Raw genomic sequence first — 18,245 nt, forward strand, 5'->3', positions numbered from 1 at the left:
CCCGCTCCTGTTGTGATGGGTCAGCGTGCGATCCCTGCGTCGGTGTACGAGACCGGCGCTACTACCGGCCCCGTAACGGAGATTTCCGCATCGGGGCCGTTAGCTTTTGGGGCGCGGCTGACGGCGACGTCGGCGAACTTCAGCGACGCGCCGACGTTGTCCGCGATGACATCACGGGTTTCGTGCGTGCGACCCGATTCCTTGTCGACGTACGTCCCGAAGCGCAGCTCTCCGGCGACCATGATGCTGTCGCCCTTGCGCAGCGAGTTCGCGACGTGCCGCGACTGCTGGTTGAACACCACCACACGGTGGAACACCGTGCCGGCATCCTCCCAGACCTTCGTCGTCTCGTTGAGGCGTCGATCGTTGACGGCGACAGTGAACCGGGCGTACTCATTGCCCGCCTCGCTCGCGCCGTACTCGGGGTCCCCGGTGAGGTTGCCCTCGAGGGTGACCGGGATTCGTGTCGTCATCCTTCTTCCTTTCTTTGGGAGGCGTCCGGTGGGGTGCCTCGGTGAGCGTGGGCCTGGCTGGTCCACGCCTCCCACTCCGCCTCGTCGGTCGCGGTGGACCAGGAGCGGGGTCGGATCTCGTCGTGGCCGCTCGCGCAGCCGGCGCCGGCGCGGCTGAGCCGTGGCGTCGCCAACGACAGCCGCTCGTGCCAGCCGATCGCTCCGAACCCGGCATCGCTCTGGTCGAACGCGGCCAGGTGTGCGACGTGCAGGGCGGAGAGTTCTTCGACGAGTGCGCCGTGGCGCCACCAGCAGTTGGGGACGACGCTGACGGGGACGTTGTATCGCACGGTGAACCATTCGACCCAGGTGCGGAGCTCGTTCCATTCTTTGCGGGCGTCGCCGTCGCTCATGCGCCGCCAGTCGACGACGTGGGCACCGAGCGCGTCGGACGGGGCTTTGTGCACCGCGAGCAGTTCGGCGATGGCGAGTGCATCAAGCTCTTCTTCGCTGTGTTCGTTCATGGCATTCCCTGGTGTGCGGTGAGCTTGTCGCGCACCCGCTGCAGTGCGAACTCGCTGGCGGCGCGACGTGAACGGTGGCGTGAGAGGACGATGTCGCGGTCGATCAGGCGGTGCAGCAGCTCGTGGCAGTACGGATGCAGCGGCAGAAGATCCGCGTGCGGTTCGAACGCCCGCCACGACCCGTCGGCGGCAAGGGAGACGCCGGCATAGTCGAGGTGGTGCAGTTCGAGTTCATGCTTCGAGGCGGGCCGGTCACACGCGGCGCACGCGAGGGGGCCCCCGAGCCTTTCCTGTTTGCGGAACCACCGTTCACGGCGGGCGAACCACGCCGGTGAGCGCAGGAACTGTGCACGGTAGCCGTTGCCTGCGGTGGGTTTGCGGTGGTTGCTCATTCTTCGGTCACCACCTCGGCGGGCTGCGGTGGCGGGGTGCGCACCGCCTCGAAGACGGCTCGTTGCTCGGTCTCGGTCTGCCGTTTGCCGGACTGGATCGTGCGTGCGTCGCGGCGCTCGTCCCAGCCGGCGAGGTCGAGCAGTACGCCGCGCCGGTTGCGGTAGGCGAGCAGTCCGATGCTCTGCGGCATCCGACGGATCTCGTCGACCGACATCAAGGGGAGCCGATCGTGTTGTTCGCTGGTTGTGTGGCCGGCGTCGCGCGTCGACCAGGAGCGTTGCGTGCGCGTGGTCTGCCGCATCCCGAGGAGCGCCTCGACGTCGCGGAGGTGGTCGACATGCGACGCCCCGCCCAGGAGCACTTTCGCGGTGGCGGCCGCCCAGATCGTGTCGGCCTCCGCGCGCGACCACGCCGTCTCGGCCTGGGACAGTGCCTGCAGTACGACGAAGCTGCAGATGCCGCGCCCGCCCCCGTCGGCCATGATGCGCGGGAGGTTGCCCCACCTGAACATGTTGGCGATCTCATCGAGAATCAGCCCCAGGGGCAGCGAAAGGCGCGCCCCAGGCGACGCGAGCGCCTTGGCTCGGGCCACCTCGACGACATCGTCCAGGAGCGCGCCGAGGAATCCGCCCATTGCGGATGCTCCGGATGCGGACCCGATCAGGTACAGCGTGTTCGCGGCATCCAAGAACTCTTCCGGGTCGAACACCGGGTCTCCCGGTGCGGGCATGAGCGCTTCGCGAATCTTGGGCACTGCGAGCGGTGCGACGGCGTTCTGCACGCCGAACCAGATGGAGGAGACGATCTTGTCGTCGCCGGAGAGGGTGGCTTCGAGGTTGTCGCCCCATTCGGGTGCGCCGTCGGTGCGCAGCACGTCGACGGCGGTGCGTGCGACCGCCGGGCTCGTGCCCCAGTTGTAGACGTCCTTGATGGTGCGGCCACTGACCGCTGCGGCATGCAGCAGCCGGCTCAACACGACCCCGGACGCTTGCGCCCATTCGGCGTTGGTGGTGGAGGTGCCGAGGGCGGTGCCGGTGATGATCGCGTTGCCGCGCTGCATCGCGACCAGTGGGTCTTCGCACCCGGCGATCGGGGACACGCGCAGCGGGTGGCGCACGCCGGAGAGCCCTTGCGGGTCGAACACGTGGACAGTGCCGCGCTGTTCGCGCATGTGCAGCGTGGCGGTGAGGTTGTCGTTGGTGGTCGAAGTTGTGATCAGCGGGCCTGACCAGTCGATGATCGCGGAGATCAGCACGCGATACCCCTTGCCCGACCGCGGGGGTCCTTCCAAGGCGACGGAGTCTTCGATCGAGACGTACACGTCGCGCCCGCGCGAGCGCCCGACCCGCCAGCCGACGTCGCTGGGTTGTGGGTGGCTGAGGCCGGGCCGCAGTTGCTTCGCGCGACGCAGAACCGCGCGCGCGGAGAGATGGGTGCGGATCTCGGATGCCTCGGCGAACCCGACCCGGGACCGCAGGTCGGACACGAACGCGGCATCGGACTGCCGGTAGCGGCGGTACAGCGCGAAGCCGACGATGGTCAGCGCCGCGACTAGTACGACGGCGGCGACATCGACGACACGAATCGCCGTCACCGGAAGCGCACAGCCCTCGGGCGGCGTGTATGCCGCGGTGTCGCCTGAGACCGCGAGCCAGAGTCCGGAGAACGGGCTCGCCGCCTTCGGCCTGGCTCCGCACGCGATCTGCGTCACGAGCCCCGCGAGGAATGCGAACACCAGCCCCAGCACCGCGGCGATCGCGATGAGGACGGCGATGGCCTTGCCGAGCATGCTCTCGCTCATGATTCGTCCAGCCCTCGGGCGACCGCCGCAGCGACGCGAATCCACGCGTCACGGGTCGGCTTGCGTAGCTCGTCGAGTCGCAACGGCCCCGACCTCAGCGCCGCGTCGAACGGCACGGACTGGACCGCCCGCACCCCATCGGCGAACGCGTCGACGTAGCTGCGCGCGACCACGCTGCCGACGGGTTCGGGCTGTGTGACGACGACGACCGCGTTCTCGGCCAGGGTGCGGGAGCGTTCGTCGCGCTGCCGCAGCGCATCCAGCAGAAGCGACGCGGACTCGGCAGACTCCGGGGTGGTGATCGTCGGGATCACCAGCTGGGTCGCGCCGTCGATCATCCGCAGCCACCGGTCAGCGGATTCGTCGTTGCCGGAGTCGAACACGATGATGCGGTAGTAGCGCGAGACGGCCTGCACGAGCAGGTCGAAGTCGTCACGCGAGATGCGCTGATCGGTGGCGAGCAGCTCCGGGTTGGAGCGCAGCACGTCGTACCGGTCCACGCTCTGGTGGTGCACGTACTGAGCGATGTCAGAGACCGACGAGCTCGCCTGAAGCAGACCGTGCGCGGCCGGGAGCAGGTCGCGGACGGTCGTGTCGTAGAGGCCGGCCTCGGTGCGCCACCCGAGGGTGCCGCGCGTGTCGTTGTTGTCCCACGCCAGCACCGTGCCCCCACCGAACCGTGCGAACACGGCGGCGATCATGGCGGTGGTCATCGTCTTGCCGACGCCGCCTTTGCCGTTGACGACGGCGATGGTGCGGCATCCGGCCCACTGCTGCGACACGGCGTGCTCATCCCGGGCGCGCTGCTGCTGTGCACGCGAGGGCGGCACGATGAGCCCGATGTGGGCCAGGAACCCGCGCCAACCTGTCCGGGCGTGGCCTACGGAGACCGGTGTTGTGATGAACGAGGCGCGGTGAGGGGAGGGCTCCGGAGTGTCGTCCGGCGGAGCAGTCGGGGGTTCCGGAGCCCATTCACTCACCTCCTCTCCTACGTGTGTGGGTGCGCCCGCGCGGCGCCGGGTCGCGGGGGGTGCGACGACGGACCCGTCGGGGGTGACGAGCAGGTGGTGCTCGCCGCGGTCGCCCGTCGTGACCAGTTCGACTGCCGTCCGGTGTCGTCGAGCTTCGGCGGCGGCACGGTGGAGGATGACCTGGCGGATGTCTTCGTCGGGGGATGCGGCGATCGGTTCGGTGCTGCCGTCCGGTGCGGTGAACGTCGCGCCAGGCCCTGTGACAAGGGCGTACGCGCGCGGCTGCGTGTCGATGCTCATGACGGTGTTCCCTTCGCTGCGGGAGTCAGCCAGCCGTCCAGGCTGGCATCCGGATCGTCTTCGGAGGTGTCCTCGTGGACAGGGGCCGGGGCGGGCCACAGCTCGTCCAGGTCGGGAATCATGAGGATGCCGGGCGGTTCGGGATCGTCCTGGTCGACGACGGCGTCGTCGGTCTTGAAGAGGCCGTATTCCCAGTCGGTGGAGGTGGCGAAGCAGTCCACGACGTACGCGTGCTGACCGACGTAGGCCAGGAACACGCCCATGCGGAGGTTGCGGGCATCGTCGGCGTGCGTCGCCGGCATGTTGAGCCGCTCACGCAGGCTGGCGGCTTCTTGGTGGTTGACCCGGAAGATGAACTTGTTCTCGATGTCGCCGATGATCGAGTACGCGAGGTTGCGTTCCTTCGACCCGGCATCGCCCACAGCATCCAGGTCGCCCATTTTGTGGAGGATGACGATGTTGCTGATGCCGTAGTGGCGCGACAGCTTCAGCCACTGCTGGAACATCTGCAGCGACGCGAGGTTCGTCATGTCCCGCCACCCCTCCTCACGGATCAGGTACCGGGTGCGCCGGGCGGTGCGGTCGGAGACGACGGCCTGGATCCACGACGTCGTGCACACCTGCGTGAGTTGTGCGACCAGCTCGCTCCGGGCGAACAGCTCCGACGTGTCGACGACGACGATCGGCGCATCGCTGTCGAACGCGACGGTGGACTCGTCTTCGAACAGCCCGGACAGGTCGCCTTCGACGAAGCGGCGCAGCACGAAGTGCGGCTGCACCGCACCCTCAGACAGCCGCGGATCGGTGGCGTCGTCGACGATCGCGGCGAGTTCGTGACAGACGGCGCGCAGCGTGGGCTGGTCGTTCGTCGTGAGGATGCTGCGTTCGAGCGCCGCATGCAGCGCGGCGTGCTCGACCGCGGTCAGGCGCGTACCGCCGAGCGTCATCTCGACCAGTGACACGAGGGTGGTGATGCGCCGCTGGCGGACCATCATCTCGTGCTGCTCATCGTCCGTGCCGGACCGCCTGGGGCCACGGTCGAGCGGGTTCAGCCGCGCCGCGCTGCCCCCGCCGATGCGGATGACCACACCACCCGGGATCGCCTCGGCAACCGCCACCCACTCACCCTTGGGATCGGAGGGGACGACCGCCTGGTGCCCGAACGCGAGGGACCGGGTGACGAGGGTCTTGACCGTCCCGCTCTTTCCGGCCCGGTACGCGCCCAGAACGAGGAGGTTGGTGGAGAACGTGCCGCGGTCGGTGCTGTCGGCGTACGTCTCCCACGGCGAGAAATGCCACAAAGCGTCGGAGTTGAGGTCGACGCCGACGATGGGGCCCCGGTGGCCCAGGCCGGCGTCGGCGACGAACGGGTAGATCCCGGCGATCTGCCGCGACGTCGCACTGTGCGGGGCGACGGTCGGGCGAGCCAGGTTCCAATAGTCGTGATCGGCGAGCCCCGGACCGAACGGACCGGCGACCGCCGGTTCCGGCAGTGCGCGCTCGCGGCGCGATGCGGGGCGGGGATCGCCCGCGCGTGTGGCCCGTGAGACGTCGCGCTCGAGCGCGCGTCGCTCCTTCCGAGTCAGCCCGGCGGCCTCGAAGACTGCTGCGTGCCGGGCCATCACTTCATCCCCAGCCCGATGGGCAGCGCGTTCACCATGAGGGCCTCCGCCTGCTGGCAGTACAGGATCTGCGGTTCCATCCCGGCGCGGGCGAGCGCGTTGCGCATGCCGGCGGATGCCTCGTCGAGCGCGGCCTCATCGGGGGCGCTGATCGTAAGGTAGGCGCCGTACCGGAACTCTCCGTGGCCTGCGACGATCTCTTCCTCTTGCCGCTCCAACGCTTCCCAGTCCGCGGCATCCGCCGCCGACCCATCCCGGCCACGCTTCGCGCGGAGGACCTCGTTGCCGCGCCACACCTTCTTGTCGTCTTCGATCCGCTTCATCGCCTTCTTCACCGACACCGGCGTCAACACGATCGAGAAGATGTGGGTGATCGGCTCCCCGGTCCCGGGAGTCCTGGCGAACACGATCGGCTCGACAAACCCGACCGCGGCATCCGACCGCGGCCACTCGTGAATCCACATGGTGGAGTGCACGCCGGAGTCGCTGTACACGACGCCGTTCTTGCCGCGCGGCTCTTCGAGATACATCGGGCCGATCGCAGAGATGTCCACGCCCGCGTCGCGGTCGGGCCGGTTCTGCACGTTCGCGGCGAACTCCGGGTCGAACGTGATGCGGGCAAGGGCGGCGACGTCGCGCGGCGAAAGCCAGCGGCGCACCGAGATGCGTGCGGCCCGCAACGCGTCATCGAGGTTCTTCGCTTCCAGGGATGCCAGCGCCTTGATCGCCTGCTCCCCGCCGCCCAGCGACTTCAGCTGCGGCGACAGTGTAATCAGATCGAGCGTGAACGTGACGTAGTTGCGGTGCGAGACGGCGAACCGCTCCGACCCGTCCATGACCGCCTCGTAGTTGCGGGCCACCGGAGATGCGGCATCCAGATCTCGACGCGTGGCGACCTCTTGGTAGTGGTCACGTGCGGCGCGGATCGTGGTCGGGATCGTCCGCTCCTGCAGCACGGCCCGCTTGATGCCGGGCCGTTGCGTGAACGAGGCGAGCACCGGCGACCACTGCTGGGCGAGGTCGAACCGCTCGGGGACATCCTTCATCAGGAACCCTTCGACGCCGACCTCGGCCGTCACCGACACGGACCGGTCGTGCGGGTTGTACACGCACGCGGTGCCGTCGAGTTCCCACAATTGCACCGACGCGCGGATGCCGGGGAGGTTGAGCGTGCCGGCAACGTGCGACCGCTCGGGGCGGAAGGTGTGCTTGGTTGCGCCGACGGCATGGCGCACCTGCTTCATCACCCACAGCCCGAGCTGGCGGGGACCAGAGTCGTTGTGGATGCTGATGAACGCGAACGCCCCCAGGGGCAGGTAGAGCGGTGCACCGTAGAGCAGGCCGGGAGGGCCGAACCGGTTGACGCTGATGAGGATGACCACGGCGGCGATCGCCACGCAGGTGAGCTGCCATCCGTCCATCCCCATCACCACGCCCTGACGCGAGCGATGCGGCAGGCGGACGGGGTGCGCGATGTCATGAGTTGTCATGGCGAAGTCCTCTCAGTGCGCGAAGAAGGTGGTGACGTGGTCGGGCGGGCGTTCGCCCGCTGAGATGAAGTGGGCGGCGTTGCCTTCGGGGCGCTCCCCGTGCTGCCAGCGGCGGTCGCCGGGCGCGACGCGGTTGCCGTTGCAGCCCGGGATGACGTGGACGGCGTGGGCGCACTCGGCTTCTGCCCGCCCGCCGAACTGAGGCCGACTGGCCCCTTCGCACTCGATCCGCCGCTGACGCTGGCCCGTGAGGCGCCGCTCGCGACTGCACCTGCCTTTGTCGCGCCGCCCGCCGGCAGCGCGGAGATGCGGCTCGGGACACGCGACACAGCACCCGCAGCGCGGGAGACGCCGCGCCCTGCGCCGGCACCGAGGCGCGAACCGACAGAGTCTGCGGCAACGGCACCGACGAAACTGAAAAGGCCGAACACAGCGAAAGGCGCGAACGCGACGAGCAGCAGGCCGACGATCAGGGGCCAGGCTTGGGGGTCCCAGATGGTCGACACGTTGGCCAGCCCGTTGATGACGAGGGTGAGGAACCCGATCGTGAGTGGCCCGGTGAGAAGGAGTACGACCACCGCTGAGACATAGCGGACGACCCATTGCGGTCCGAGGCCGCGCACGGGGAACAGCATCCATGCGATTGGGCCGACGGCGATGAGCGCGGCGAGGACGATGTTGCGGAAGGCGAACACGAGAAGCATGAGCAGCATGCCGATCATGAGGATCGCGTGGAGCACGAACGCGAAGAAGTAGTTGGCTCGACCGCCCGCCCACATCACCGATTGCAGGGTGCTGAACAGCCCGTCGGGGCCGCTGCGGTTCAGCACGTACCAGGTGAGGTCGTCGATGGCGTTGAGCAGGTGCCCCGTGAGCCACAGCGCGATCGCCGAGGCGGGGAAAGCGATGAAGCTGCGCACCAGGGCGCCAACGAGTTCCGCCCTATCGCCGGAGACGATCGCTGCCGCGACCGCCCACACCATCGCACAGAACAGGATGCCGAGGATCGCCCACTGCCAGAAGGACCACTCCCCGGCTGCCGCCGACCACAGCGTCGTGGAGGTATCGAACCTCATCGCCTGCGCGATCGCGAACATTGTCGACGTCGCGGTGATCGCCAGCCCGCGGCCCGCATTCTCGAACGTGACGCACACCACGTCGCCCAGCGAGCACCCGTACTCGACGAGCAGAGGCATCCCTCCGCTCGTCTTGATTGCGGGGATGTGATCTTCGAACGTCGTGCACACCGTTGCTCTCGTACCGCCGGCGTACACGTTGACGAAGCACTGCTGCGGCCGCACGTCGGTGGCATCCATCGGGGTGCAGCTGATCTGCGCGCCGGACTGCAAGCAGTCCACGGGGTATGCGGGAGCTGACCAGGGCTCGTTGCTCACGACGCTCGCGTTGTCTGCGATTGGTCGGGAGGTGTCTGCCGCGCTGGCAGGGGCGAGCGCGCCGAGCGCGAGACCGATACCGATGAGGCATCCGATCAGGCTCGTGCGCACGGCGTTCATCAGAATCCGAAGTCGAAGTTGACGAACCATTGGAAGAGCCCGGATGCGGCGCCCAGGACCGCCGCGGCGATGAAGATCCACAGGATGTTTTCACCCGCCCAGGTGCGCATCCGTCGGATGCCAGACCACGGAACGCGAGGGAGGCGCCCGCGATGATCAGCATGATCAGGACGACGAGCATGGCGCCGGCCAGAATGTATGACGCGATGACCTGGAAGCCGGCAAAGAACGGTGCCGAGAAGTCCGGCTGAATGTCAGGGACATCCACGTCGAGGGGTGCAGTTGCCATGATGATGCTCCTATCTCAGAGGCAGGCCGAGCGCGGCCATGTACGGCTCGGGGTCCATGCGGACCCCGTCCTGGATGACTTCGTAGTGCAGGTGGCAGCCGGTCGAGTCACCGGTTGAACCTTCAGAGCCGATGGGTGTGCCGGCGTGAACCGTGTCGTCGACGTGGACGAGTTGGGAGCCCCACTGCAGGTGCGCGTATCGCGTCTGGATGCCGCCACCGTGGTCGATCGTGATCGCGTTGCCCCACCCTCCGGCGAGCGGGCCGGAGTGCACCACTGTCCCGGGGCCGGCGGCGAAGATGGTTGCTCCGCACGGCTGGTCCATGTCGAAGCCTCGATGATCGGCGTTGCAGTACGAGCAGCCCTCCACCGGGTTGTATCCGTAGCCGCGGCCGACGGAGTACCGTCCGGCGAGCGGGTAGCCCCATTCGCCGGACGCCGCCGGTCCTACGGTCGTCCCGTTCTGCTGCACGGCTGCGGATGCCGACTGGCCCGCGATCATCATCGGGATCGCGAAAAGAGGGGTGAGTGCGGCGAAGACCACCACGATGAGAAGGACGATCGCCCCGGTCACGATCTTGCGGCCGGCCCTCGTGTGTGCGAGGGCTGCTGCGACCGCGACCGGGGCACCCATGTCAGGGCTCCAATGTCCCCGAGAACCAGCGGACGACTTTGCAGTCGCCCGCGCGCTGTGCGCTGTTCGGAGTCGGGATCGATCCCGGGCCGCACAGCACCTGGATGCTGACGCGCACGGTCTCGTCGTACGCCAGTTCGCCACCGGCACCGTCGGTGCTCGTGTATGTGAGCGTCACGTCGGCAGTGCCGATCGTCATGTCGCCGGTTTCGTCGCTGGGCACGGGCTCGAAATCGACGTCGCCGACGACGCGTGCCATGACGCGGCCGCTCTCGTCCGCGAGGGAATCCCACCGAGTCTCCGGCAAGACGACGGCCTGTCGCAGTTCGAGCTTGGCGCCGCGCATGACGTCTTCGCGTTCGGCCTGGGTCGCGTAGCGGGTGTCGGGTGTGAACCAGGTGTCGAGGTAGTCGAGCCACGCATCGCGGTTGCTCTTCGTCGTGTCGAAGGTGGATGCCGCGGCGAGTGCGGCGCGCGCGTATGCCTCCGCGTCGGTGGTGATCGGTTCGGGAGTCCAGCCGCGTGCTGTGACCGACGGGTCGACTACTGCTCCGTCTGCGGTGGGGCGCGATGTGGGCGCTTTGGATGACGTCGGCGATGTGGCGCTCGCAGTCCCGGAGGGTGTGGGGCTGGTCGGATCGGTGCCCGGCCTCGTGGCCAACAGTGCGACGAGGCCGGCGATAAGCACTGCGGCACCGACCGCAGCCCACACGAGACCCCGACGCCCTGCTCCGGCTCTTGCCATCATGAGTCGCCCTCCTGATCATTCAGGACGGCGTCCGCGCGCGGGCCGGTCGGCTCATCAAGAGAACGCCGTGGCCGAATGCTACGCAGGAAATTCCCAGGTCCGGGTGAGAATTCTCCAATGCCTGGATCGCGGCGCACGGCAATCCAGGGACGCGTCTCGGCGACCGATTCCGTGTCTTGATCGCACGCTATGTGAAGACGGGTCGGATTGTCTTTACGACCTTTGGCTGAACTTGGCAGAGCCCTGCTCGCTGGCAGCGACTGCATCGAAGTCCTTGACATGAGGGAAGCGTATAACACTACACTCGCGATGTGAAGTGTTTTTTGATTCGCTTTGCTGGACGAGGAGTCAGACGTCCGCGAGAATGGGCGGGTGCCTCGATATGCCCGCCCCGCGAACGGTGAGTACGCGGAGGATCCGATCAACGCCCTGGGAAACGCGATGCAGGCGACCATCGAGGCGCTCGAGTTGAACAAGATGACCGTCGCGAACGGGCTCGAGAAGCTCGTCGACGCGGGGCTGCTGTTGGCTGATCCGCCGCGCGATGTCGCGATGCGAGGGCAGCGGGTGCGCTACACCGTCGACGATGCGGCGGTCACCGAGATGGTGATGCGGCTGGGGCAGGTGCTGGGGGAGTACTGAACCGGCTGTAAGTCTCTGAGGGGCTGGCCTGGGGTCGGCTGGCAGGGTTGGGGTCAGCGCTCCGCCTGGTCGTGACTCTTGAATCGGTTGGCCCTCGCCCTCGGGTTGGGTGCCTTTGTCAGGATCTGTCCGATCGGGTGGGTGCCGGCGCCGACCCTGCCCACTGCGATGGCTTGATCAGAAGCTTGCCCGACCGTTAACGGCGGTCGTGGCCCATTACAGGCCTGCCTCGAAGTGACCTTCCCGGGCCGACGCCAGCAGTGACGTCAACCCCGTGGAAAGGATCACAGTCACCATGACCATCGTCGCAAACGAGTTCGCGTATGTCATCGGTGCGGATACGCACTCAAGAACACACACCCTCGCCGTCATCGACGCGCGCACCGGCGCGAGGGCCGATACCTCTACGTTCCCGACGACCACTGCAGGACTCTCCCACACGGTCGCTTGGATCGCCCGCCGCACCGGCGGACTGGCGGACGTGCTCGTCGCCATCGAAGGCGTCGGGTCCTATGGCGCCCGGTTCGCGCGGGCATGTCGAGACGCTGGCTACCGGGTCGTGGAGTCGTTCTCGACTCCGGTCCGGCAACGCCGCGGCCTCGGTAAGAGCGATGAGATCGACGCGGAACTCATCGCTCGCTCCGTGCTCAGTGTCGACGCGGACAAGCTCCGTGATCCGCGCCAGGACGCGGGAATCCGCGCCGCCCTGCGAGTACTCGTCGCAGGGCGCGAGCTGCTCAACACCGACCGTACTCGGTCGATCAACGCTCTCACCGCGCTGCTGCGGACCGTTGACCTCGGCATCGACGCGCGGCGCCCGTTGACGAAAGCGCAGCTCGTGATGATCGCGTCGTGGCGGCACCGGCAGGAAGACCTCGCGACCACGACATCTCGTCGCGAAGCGATCCGCCTCGCCCGACGCATCACCGCGTGCGATCAAGACCTCGCGGACAACCGCGACGAGATCACCGCGCTTGTCACGGCAAGCGACGCATCCGGCCTGCTCGATCAACCCGGCGTCGGAGCGATCAACGCCGCGGCGATCATCGTCGCCTGGTCACACCCCGGACGCGTCCGCTCCGAGGCGGCGTTCGCCATGCTCGCCGGAGTCAGCCCGGTCCCGGCCTCGAGCGGGAACACCACCCGACACCGCCTGAGCCGCGGCGGCGACCGACGACTGAACCGGGCGCTCTCCTCAATCGCGCTGACACGGATGTCGCACCATCCCGCGACCCGCACCTACGTCGAACGTCGACGCGCTCAGGGACGCACGACCAAGGAGATCCGCCGATCACTCAAGCGATACATCGCCCGCCAGCTCTACCGGCACCTCACCGCCCAGAACGGACTTGACAGGACATAGAAGCATCCTGACAATGCGAGCCGCTGGTGCGGCCGCAGAAGTCAATCGGGGATCACGTCGAAATGAGCATCGTCTCGGCTCACAGGCCCGGAGGAACGGGGATGGATCCCCAGTTGTGCCCAGCGTGACCCTCGGCAGCAGCTCCGAGCCAATCCACGGATGGCCTACCTCCATCCAGAGGGGTGTCCAGCGCTCTGCTGAGGTCGGCTTCCCTCCAGAGGCCTGCGAAAGAAGTGGTCCAGGTATCGCCACGACTGGGGCGCCTGATGAACCGACCGTCAAGCCATCGAATACCTTGTTCTCAGCGCAGTGGCAAGCCGATCCACGCGTGAGTCGATCAACGAGGGAGTTCACGAATGACGGTAGAGCATGACGAACACTGGTACGTGTGCCTCGACTGCGGCGGAGAGGGCATGCTGGATGTGCAGGTCAGTGACGACCCGAGCGATACTGAGTGGTCGTGGTGCCCGGAGTGCGGGGATGGGATGAGCAGGGGCTTGGGTCAGTACGAAGGGGACGACGATGACTGCGCGGCCGATCCGTGCGGTGTTGCGACCGGCGCCATTGTTCTTTGACTGCCGCGCCGACTGCGACTGAAGGTTCGCGTTGTCAGGGTCCCCAGGCTGTTGTCCGCCAGACAACCACTAGGCCGTGTTGATCAAGTCTGATTTGATCCAGATCAGCGTGGCGGCGAGGCTCACGGCGGCACGGTAGCTGCGGACGAGCTTGTCGGAGCGCATCGCGATGCCACGCCACTGCTTGAGCCGATTGAAGCAGCGTTCGACGACGTTGCGGCCCTTGTAGCGTTCCTGCTGCTGATCGCCGAAGTCGATCGGCCGGCCGGGCTTCTTCCGGCGGTGCGCGATCTGGTCGTCACGCTCCGGGATGGTCGCAGCGATCCCTCGTCCGCGCAGCCAGGCCCGGTTCGCCTTCGACGGGTAGCCCTTATCGGCGAGGACCCGGTCGGGTCGGGTGCGGGGGCGGCCCTTCCCGTCGCGGGGCACGCGGATGTCCTCGAGCACGGCGGTCATCATCGTGGTGTCGTTGATGTTCCCGCCGGTGATCATCATCCCCAACGGCCGCCCGCGCCCGTCGCAGACCAGGTGCAGCTTGGTCGTGAGCCCGCCGCGGGAGCGTCCGATGCCGTGATCAGGCGGCTCGAACCACGGATTCTTGTGATTCGGCAGAGCCCCCTGTGTCCCGCTTCAGGGTCGCGCCGTGCTGATGCACGCGCGCGATCGTGGAGTCGATCGAGACGACCCAGTCGATCTTCCCTGCGGCGTCGGCCTGCTTCTGCACCTCGGCCAGCAGCTTCTCCCAAGTGCCGTCCACAGCCCAACGGTTGAACCGCTTGTAGATCGAGTTCCACTTCCCGAACCGCTCCGGAACGTCCCGCCACGGCGCCCCGGTGCGGTACTTCCACGCCATCCCCTCGACAGCCAGCCGATGATCCGTCCACGGCCGCGACCTCGCGGTCACCGTCGGCATCAACGGCTCCATCACAGCCCACACGTCGTCAGAGATCTCCTGTCGCGTCACCGTTCAAGACTCGCCCATGGGACAACGAAACTCTTGATCAACACGGCCTAGGACGCCAGCATGTTGGTTGCGCTGATCGGTTGGGCACGGGGCCTCTCGGAGGGTTCGAGTCTTGCGGAGGATTGCGGCCGAGCACCCCAACTCAGGCGCAACTGCAGGGTGAATGCGACTCCCTGCTGTCCGCGGTCGACTCGATAGCATTGACGTATGCCGACCGGTGCACGCCACAACAAGTACGCCAGTTACGAGGACCTCTACGCCGAGGACTGCCGATGCATGATTGGCGCGGACCACGTTGTCGGTGACGACGGACCGATGAGCGAGTATCTGAGCCAGTCGGATGCCGAGGACATCTGGCTATCGAGTGGTATGGATGAGGACTACGACTTTCGGTGACTCGTCCACCATCGCGTCAGTGGTGACCTTGGTGAAGTTGTTTGACGTGTTCAGCCCGCTGGTGCCGCATGCTCGACGTGGGAAGGCGGAGACTCTTCTTCACCTGGGATTCAGTTCCTATCAGTCGCCGAGCGCGTAGCGGTCGTGCAGAAGCCCGTGATTCAGCCACATGCTTGCACAGCTCTCTGCCGTGATCGAGGATGAGAAGATTCGCTCTGGAGAAATCGCGTCACGACCGAGCAACTTACCCTCTTCGTCGGTCACGGGAAGTGCCCTCCCGGCGCGACGCGGATCTTCAACGGCAGCCCGGAATCCCGCGGCGCAGAGTTCGACGACGTATCGCCGGTACCCGAGTCGAACGATTCGTGCTGTCCGGTCATCGGATTCGTCGGTCCAGATCCAGAACTCGCGCACACCCGCTGCCTTGTCCATCAATGCCAACCCGATCCCTGCATACCCGCTGGGGTCAGGGGTTCGGAACCAGGCCCATGTGTCGTCGGCTGCGCGACGCGTGACCACTCTGCGTTCGTACCACACCTGGTCGGGTGGCATTGGCGTCCAGCCCTCGGGCGCCTCTTCGTCATCAGGCCAACTCATGACGCCTGCCCCCGAGTGCCCTTACGTGCGCACGTCATGGCGTCATGTCGTCGTGTAGCACGACGCGACTCAGCTCGATTGTGCCGCCAGGCAGCTGCCAGTAGTGGAGCCTTCGGGCTGAGGGTGCGTTGACCTCGATGGATGCCCGCCAACTGATGGCACCGTCGGCGCGCACGACGTACGGATCGCTTCCGCCTTCACCCTCTCGCAGTCGATGGAGCTGCCGCCCCGGAATCTCGGCAACCCGCCCCGTCACGACGTCGACGACCGTGCGCAGCGCCTTCTCGAGTTGCCTCTCATCGAGATCGCTCATGCTCTGAAGGAAATGCGGCCCGATGGTGTACTCGCTGAGCGCGTGCCGCGACTTGTCGGCAGCGATCGTCCGCGTCGCCCAGGTGGCGAGCACTTCGTATCGGAGCCAGTCATCGCCGTTCGGCCACGCGCGCTGCTCCGTCCGTCCGGCTCCCACGCTATCGCTCCGCGTGGTGCGGGCGTCACGGAGCTCCTGTCGAAGTCCGCTAATGATGGCATCGCGCTCGCGACGCAAAGCACGCTCACGGTGTAGCTCAGACGAGAGGCCGGTGGACTCGTCGCGGAGCCGATCCAATGTCTCAAGGTCTGTGCCGGCCCGCAGTTCACGCCCGAGCCTGGCGAACGCGCCGCGAAGCTCGCGTACCTCATCCCGAAGCTCCGCGAGCGCTTCGGCGTCGGCGGCCCGCGGCGTGGGAGTCGCGGTTGCCTGGGCGGGTGAGGGAGGCGTGGGATCTGGCGACGTCACTTCGAGAGGCTGTGCGTCAGCAGTCTCCGTGACAGGCGTTCGCTCGGCGTTGATGCCTTCGCGAAGCCACGGCGTGCCGCCACGGAGCAGCGGTAAGGGCGCGACGAGGGGCACCTCCGCATCGACACCGACGAGTGACAGTCCGAGGCTCGTGCCCGTGCGCAAGACGCGCACCCGCACGGTGTGTCCCACCTGAACGACGTCCGCTATCTGCATGTCTGCGTTCTCGCCGGCATCTGCGCCGGGGATGACGTCTCGGCGGCGGAGCGGGATCTCGGAGCCGGCCGGGTGGAGCACGAGATAGGCGCGCTGCGAGGTGACCTTTACGACGCGCGCCAACGTTGTCATGCCGGCTTCAAAGCACGACAGGTCAGCGTTGGCGGGTTCGGGTGCGAGGTCGCGGCCAGTCAGCCAACCCTCAACTGGTTCTCCCTCCACCAGCGCTTCCGTCAAGGAGAGGTACGGCGGGAAGCTGTCCGCGACGATCATTGCGCGCTCACCGTTTGCCAGCCTCGCGACATTTCCTGAGGCTCCCGACACACGCTCTACCGTCGCCGAGACCCAGGTACGGCGCGGCGCAGCAGTCGCGAGCGAACGGACAACCACCTGCGAAAGCGCATCTTCGATGAGCACGTCCGAGGTGTGCCGGTCTGGAAACCGCAGTATCGATCGCCGCCAGTCAGGGTCAGCACCGAAGTCCGCGGGATAGGACCGCGCGGCTCCGCCGAAGACATGTGACTTTGGGGGCAGCGCGTGCTCCAACGCGTAGGTTGCCTCGCCGGTGGCGATTGTGGCGATTTCAGCCTCCGTGCCGATTTCACGGGCTATCTGATCGGGATCGAATGCGAAAGCCCCGTCACCCGTCGTGCTTATGAGGACGAGGGGCTTGTGCCGGTCGCCGAGAATCGCCTCGGCCAGTTCGGCAATGGCGCCTGCGCTTTCGATATGTCTCATGCGCATAGTCTGCTTCCTGCCGCCGACACGGGGCTTCAGGTCACGCTGCCGCCGGCTCTGTCTCCGCGAATCACCGAGGAGGTGCCCCTGCGCCTCCGCGCAGAGTTCGACGGGCAGTGGGGCAAGGATCCCGCGGTGCGACTTCACGCAACTCGTGGGCAGGATGTCCCGATCCGTGCGACTTGCTCATCGCGCTTCTGGTCATTCCCTTGGCCGTCGAGCCACTCCGACAGCCATGGACGTCAACGCCGGGCCCGGCCGGTTCAGCCTGCTCGACGCGGAGGCGAGGGTACCGAGCTATCCTTCGCCCTGGCTCGTCCGAGCTGCCGGCATCAGTCCATGACGCCAGTGGGCCGCATCGCGAGCTGATCGACCTTGGCGTCCGAGCGGCGTGCCGGTGCGCGCCATCGGAAGCGCCATGACCGCGTCTTGACGGCTGCATCAAGCAGGCTTCAAGAGCATTAGGTATAAAAACCCAGATCAGATAGCCTGTTTTGGATCAATCATTGTTTTGCTACTCTTTCTGCGGGGACCGACTCGTTGGTCGGTACATGACAAGAGGGGGAGTCCGATGGCAAAGGGTCACGAGTGCCCAGTTTGCGGTAAGTACACGCTCCAGCCGTACACAACGAATCAGCTGAAGTGTTCCAACTGCTCTGCGGTGATAAAGAAGGATCAGCTCTCCTGACGTCGCGAGAGATCACTCACCAAGAATTCGTACGAGACCCGTCTCAACAAAGTCATCCCTCGGGGGCTGCATTAGCAAAGAACACAGGCAATGGCAAGCGGATCGGACTTGTCAAGGATCGGTACCAGGAGAAGAACTCGCGGACCGGCCTCTGGGACAAGTACAACAAGCGCGGTGACTACGTCGGCACGAAGAAGACTGGTGGGCCGTTCAAGGCCATCGTGCGTCTCGTGGGACGCAACCCGAAGCGAGGCTGAGCCACGGCGAAGCTGATTTGCGAGGGCTGCGACAAAGTCCTCGAGGATGATCACATCGACTTCAACTGCCAGGACTGACGCGAGGAGTGCTTCGAGGTGAGCGGCCGCGCCGCGCGAGGTCAAGGGCGGTTGGGGCGACATGGGATGCTCGGCAACCCTTGAAGTGAGCTTTGCTCGAAGTGCGTGGGCTGCTGGATCGGATGGGGGTCCGGCTGTCTATGTCGGGCACCCTGACGAACCAGTGAAACCCGCGGCAACCGTGTCCGCCGAGACGCCCGCTATCTACACTCGCC

16 protein-coding genes are annotated in these 18,245 nt (G+C 66.7%); 3 read left to right on the forward strand and 13 right to left on the reverse strand.

Annotated features, from left to right (window positions below):
- Positions 1–20 precede the first annotated feature (20 nt).
- The 10 genes from ABS64_RS00120 to ABS64_RS00165 all read right to left on the reverse strand — a co-directional run bounded on the left by ABS64_RS00120 (position 21) and on the right by ABS64_RS00165 (position 10,738).
- A complete protein-coding gene (locus tag ABS64_RS00120) occupies positions 21–473 on the reverse strand; it encodes a single-stranded DNA-binding protein (RefSeq protein ID WP_292679913.1) in 453 nt (150 codons plus the stop codon).
- Complete coding sequence (locus tag ABS64_RS00125) at positions 470–976, reverse strand: hypothetical protein (protein ID WP_292679914.1); 507 nt, start codon at positions 974–976, stop codon at positions 470–472. Before ABS64_RS00125 ends, ABS64_RS00120 begins: the two co-directional genes overlap by 4 nt.
- Positions 973–1,368 (reverse strand): hypothetical protein, encoded by a 396-nt coding sequence (locus tag ABS64_RS00130; RefSeq protein WP_292679916.1) that lies wholly within the window; start codon positions 1,366–1,368, stop codon positions 973–975. The genes ABS64_RS00125 and ABS64_RS00130 overlap by 4 nt, the downstream gene beginning before the upstream one ends.
- Positions 1,365–3,170, reverse strand: a complete 1,806-nt coding sequence (locus ABS64_RS00135; protein WP_292679918.1) for a type IV secretory system conjugative DNA transfer family protein — start codon at positions 3,168–3,170, stop codon at positions 1,365–1,367. Before ABS64_RS00135 ends, ABS64_RS00130 begins: the two co-directional genes overlap by 4 nt.
- Complete coding sequence (locus tag ABS64_RS00140; protein WP_292679920.1) at positions 3,167–4,441, reverse strand: AAA family ATPase; 1,275 nt, start codon at positions 4,439–4,441, stop codon at positions 3,167–3,169. The genes ABS64_RS00135 and ABS64_RS00140 overlap by 4 nt, the downstream gene beginning before the upstream one ends.
- A complete protein-coding gene (locus ABS64_RS00145; RefSeq protein ID WP_292679922.1) occupies positions 4,438–6,063 on the reverse strand; it encodes a hypothetical protein in 1,626 nt (541 codons plus the stop codon). The genes ABS64_RS00140 and ABS64_RS00145 overlap by 4 nt, the downstream gene beginning before the upstream one ends.
- Positions 6,063–7,553, reverse strand: a complete 1,491-nt coding sequence (locus ABS64_RS00150) for an SCO6880 family protein (RefSeq protein WP_292679923.1) — start codon at positions 7,551–7,553, stop codon at positions 6,063–6,065. The genes ABS64_RS00145 and ABS64_RS00150 overlap by 1 nt, the downstream gene beginning before the upstream one ends.
- Positions 7,550–9,067 (reverse strand): hypothetical protein, encoded by a 1,518-nt coding sequence (locus tag ABS64_RS00155; RefSeq protein ID WP_292679924.1) that lies wholly within the window; start codon positions 9,065–9,067, stop codon positions 7,550–7,552. Before ABS64_RS00155 ends, ABS64_RS00150 begins: the two co-directional genes overlap by 4 nt.
- 299 nt (positions 9,068–9,366) lie before the next feature.
- On the reverse strand, positions 9,367–9,990 hold the full coding sequence (locus tag ABS64_RS00160; protein ID WP_292679926.1) for a M23 family metallopeptidase: 624 nt from the start codon (positions 9,988–9,990) through the stop codon (positions 9,367–9,369).
- Between the two features lies 1 nt (position 9,991).
- The gene (locus tag ABS64_RS00165; RefSeq protein WP_292679927.1) at positions 9,992–10,738 is read right to left on the reverse strand and encodes a hypothetical protein; all 747 of its coding nucleotides are present in this window, start codon (positions 10,736–10,738) and stop codon (positions 9,992–9,994) included.
- 372 nt (positions 10,739–11,110) lie between these two features.
- On the opposite strand from ABS64_RS00165, the gene ABS64_RS00170 reads away from it, so the two are divergent.
- The gene (locus ABS64_RS00170; protein ID WP_292679929.1) at positions 11,111–11,380 is read left to right on the forward strand and encodes a hypothetical protein; all 270 of its coding nucleotides are present in this window, start codon (positions 11,111–11,113) and stop codon (positions 11,378–11,380) included.
- Between the two features lie 295 nt (positions 11,381–11,675).
- On the forward strand, positions 11,676–12,743 hold the full coding sequence (locus tag ABS64_RS00175; protein WP_292679931.1) for an IS110 family transposase: 1,068 nt from the start codon (positions 11,676–11,678) through the stop codon (positions 12,741–12,743).
- A 644-nt stretch (positions 12,744–13,387) separates the two neighbouring features.
- Here ABS64_RS00175 and ABS64_RS00180 read toward each other — a convergent pair.
- Positions 13,388–14,282 (reverse strand): IS5 family transposase gene (locus tag ABS64_RS00180; protein ID WP_292679932.1). Its coding sequence is split into 2 segments (ribosomal slippage): positions 13,388–13,924 and positions 13,926–14,282, totalling 894 coding nucleotides; the frame shifts between segments, so codons are not numbered across the junction.
- 207 nt (positions 14,283–14,489) lie between these two features.
- Here ABS64_RS00180 and ABS64_RS00185 point away from each other — a divergent pair.
- Complete coding sequence (locus ABS64_RS00185; protein ID WP_292679933.1) at positions 14,490–14,678, forward strand: hypothetical protein; 189 nt, start codon at positions 14,490–14,492, stop codon at positions 14,676–14,678.
- A 120-nt stretch (positions 14,679–14,798) separates the two neighbouring features.
- Here the strand turns inward: ABS64_RS00185 and ABS64_RS00190 are convergent, their stop codons facing one another.
- Positions 14,799–15,275, reverse strand: coding sequence for a hypothetical protein (locus tag ABS64_RS00190; RefSeq protein WP_292679935.1), 477 nt, complete (start codon positions 15,273–15,275; stop codon positions 14,799–14,801).
- 34 nt (positions 15,276–15,309) lie between these two features.
- Positions 15,310–17,007 (reverse strand): hypothetical protein, encoded by a 1,698-nt coding sequence (locus ABS64_RS00195; RefSeq protein ID WP_292679937.1) that lies wholly within the window; start codon positions 17,005–17,007, stop codon positions 15,310–15,312.
- Positions 17,008–18,245 lie beyond the last annotated feature (1,238 nt).

Source organism: Microbacterium sp. SCN 69-37 (assembly GCF_001724435.1).
GTDB classification, from domain to species: Bacteria; Actinomycetota; Actinomycetes; order Actinomycetales; family Microbacteriaceae; genus Microbacterium; species Microbacterium laevaniformans.

Excerpts from the sequence above, each read along its gene's own strand:
- ABS64_RS00145 (WP_292679922.1), bottom strand. The coding sequence starts at position 6,063 with ATGGCCCGGCACGCAGCAGTCTTCGAGGCCGCCGGGCTGACTCGGAAG.
- ABS64_RS00190 (WP_292679935.1), bottom strand. The coding sequence starts at position 15,275 with ATGAGTTGGCCTGATGACGAAGAGGCGCCCGAGGGCTGGACGCCAATG.
- ABS64_RS00150 (WP_292679923.1), bottom strand. The coding sequence starts at position 7,553 with ATGACAACTCATGACATCGCGCACCCCGTCCGCCTGCCGCATCGCTCG.
- ABS64_RS00160 (WP_292679926.1), bottom strand. The coding sequence starts at position 9,990 with ATGGGTGCCCCGGTCGCGGTCGCAGCAGCCCTCGCACACACGAGGGCC.
- ABS64_RS00130 (WP_292679916.1), bottom strand. The coding sequence starts at position 1,368 with ATGAGCAACCACCGCAAACCCACCGCAGGCAACGGCTACCGTGCACAG.
- ABS64_RS00120 (WP_292679913.1), bottom strand. The coding sequence starts at position 473 with ATGACGACACGAATCCCGGTCACCCTCGAGGGCAACCTCACCGGGGAC.
- ABS64_RS00165 (WP_292679927.1), bottom strand. The coding sequence starts at position 10,738 with ATGATGGCAAGAGCCGGAGCAGGGCGTCGGGGTCTCGTGTGGGCTGCG.
- ABS64_RS00140 (WP_292679920.1), bottom strand. The coding sequence starts at position 4,441 with ATGAGCATCGACACGCAGCCGCGCGCGTACGCCCTTGTCACAGGGCCT.
- ABS64_RS00135 (WP_292679918.1), bottom strand. The coding sequence starts at position 3,170 with ATGAGCGAGAGCATGCTCGGCAAGGCCATCGCCGTCCTCATCGCGATC.
- ABS64_RS00195 (WP_292679937.1), bottom strand. The coding sequence starts at position 17,007 with ATGAGACATATCGAAAGCGCAGGCGCCATTGCCGAACTGGCCGAGGCG.
- ABS64_RS00125 (WP_292679914.1), bottom strand. The coding sequence starts at position 976 with ATGAACGAACACAGCGAAGAAGAGCTTGATGCACTCGCCATCGCCGAA.
- ABS64_RS00185 (WP_292679933.1), top strand. The coding sequence starts at position 14,490 with ATGCCGACCGGTGCACGCCACAACAAGTACGCCAGTTACGAGGACCTC.
- ABS64_RS00175 (WP_292679931.1), top strand. The coding sequence starts at position 11,676 with ATGACCATCGTCGCAAACGAGTTCGCGTATGTCATCGGTGCGGATACG.
- ABS64_RS00155 (WP_292679924.1), bottom strand. The coding sequence starts at position 9,067 with ATGAACGCCGTGCGCACGAGCCTGATCGGATGCCTCATCGGTATCGGT.